The 1,841-nt window shown below is 53.5% G+C and carries 2 protein-coding genes; both read right to left on the reverse strand.

Features of this window, described 5'->3' with window-relative positions; translation table 11 throughout:
- Positions 1-1,547: NlpC/P60 family protein (locus AC1DWI_RS21430; protein WP_477725705.1), on the reverse strand; the 1,547-nt coding region annotated here is incomplete at its 3' end.
- A gap of 11 nt (positions 1,548-1,558) precedes the next feature.
- Positions 1,559-1,841, reverse strand: a 283-nt coding sequence (locus tag AC1DWI_RS21435; RefSeq protein ID WP_477725706.1) for a hypothetical protein, incomplete at its 5' end; no start/stop codon positions are given.

Here is a 1,841-nt window from a genome sequence, read left to right on the forward strand (position 1 = left end):
CGTTCGGTGTGGCTCACACTGAAATAGCCGAGTTTGCCTTTAGGATCAAAAACCTCGCTAACAATGTCACCTTTTTTGATGCTGCCGTTGGCGCTGTCCGCTTTCGCAATGAAGCCAAGTGTGATTGAACCATCTTCGTGATGTATGACGTCACGATTTAGGACCAGGGCTAACGCATTGGCCGCAACTGGCGAAGATGTCGAGGTGGCTGGTGCTGCAATCGTTGAGGCGTTGATTGAATCCGTGATCCAGACATTGCTTTCTGGGCCAACAGGCAAACCAGTCATCAAGTCATAAACCGTACGGTCTTCCCAATCGCCCCCGGCTTGCTGCGCCAACGGATGCACTCCACTCGTGGGGGAACTGTCTCGCCCCGCCGTGTCGCCGGGCAACGACGACTGTGCGAATCGATCCAAGCGAAACATGATATTGATGTCGGCATTCGCGTTAGTGGAATCGCCGCTAAAGAACTTTAGGACGGCACCCGCCCCCTCTTTCCATCCAGCCGCTATCAGTCCGGCCTCCGTGACAATGTGTCCTTCTACAGTTTGCCCAATCATTTCCCACGAACCGTTGGCCTTTAGCTCGCTTTTGAGCTTGCCCATGTATTCGACTCGCGCGGCCTCCTGCGCTGTTGGGTTGTCACGAAAACTCTCTGGGTTGCTCACCCCGTTGGAGCGGGCCTTGTCGGTCCAATTGCCATCAGTGTCCATCCAGCCGATAGCCTTGAGACTAGTGGCGCGAAATCCGTAGCGGCCAATAGCGCCTATGCCTTGGCCGTCCTGCGCCCAACCGCCATAGCCGTTGTTAGGTTGACCGCTGGATTCGAGCGCAGCTAGGGTAGTGGCAAATGCCGTATTCGCATTGGGCAGATCGATAGGGAGTGGTGGCGTAATACCACTGCTGGCCGCTGCGACGTCAACACGGGCACTGAGATCGGCGGCGCCTTTTACTATTGGAAAACCACCGTTCCCGGGTAAAGTGATGAAGCCAGCGTTGCCGGCTTCGGGAATATTGAATACTGGCGCATTGGGATTTGCACCGTTGAGGTGCTGATCGAGGGTTCGGTCGTATAGCTCGGGTTTAACTTCAGCGAAACCTTTAAAGGTAGTGGAACCACCCCAGTGGATGCCTGGGTTGATCTTTTCATCGGTGGTGAACGGCTCAGTTGGCTTCAGCTTTCCTATGTTGTTGCCGCCAGCCATCGACAGAAATTCTCCGGTCTTCGTCACAGGGTCATATGACTGAACAATGCCAACGTGTCCACTAAAGTAGACTAAGGTTCCGGGCTTGACGGTAGCGGTCTCGGGATTGACGACGCTTGCCCAACTACCATCGAAAGTTGCTGGATTAGTCATCACCGCGGAGGTCGCGTAAGGAACGTTGTACCCGGATTCGCGTAAGACGTGATAGACCAGACCGGAGCAATCAAAACCTATTGCCGTGCCGGTGCTGTTGCGCACATTACCACGGGTACTTCCTGTGCTGTCGCTACGAAAGGTATTGCCGGTGTTATAGCGATTCGCGTTGGTAATGATGTCGCTCATCTACTCAAACCTTATTTGATTTTTCGAAGAACTTCTAAGTCCGCGTCAAAGCGACGGGCTATGTCGAGGTCGCGCTGCCCAATTGAACGAATGGCACAGGCGGGATGCTGAAAATCCACTTGCCGAGGTTTCTTCCCAGTGGCACGTTCAATTTCGTTTGTGCAATATCCACGCGCAAGACTTTGATGATTTTCAATTGACTTCACAATTCGCGTAATTGCAGCCCCCAAGTAAACTGCTCGCGGTGGAAACGGATCCTGAATCAACCATCTCGGTTCCACTGCATCCACATAC

This window comes from Polaromonas sp. P3_C2, assembly GCF_056402675.1.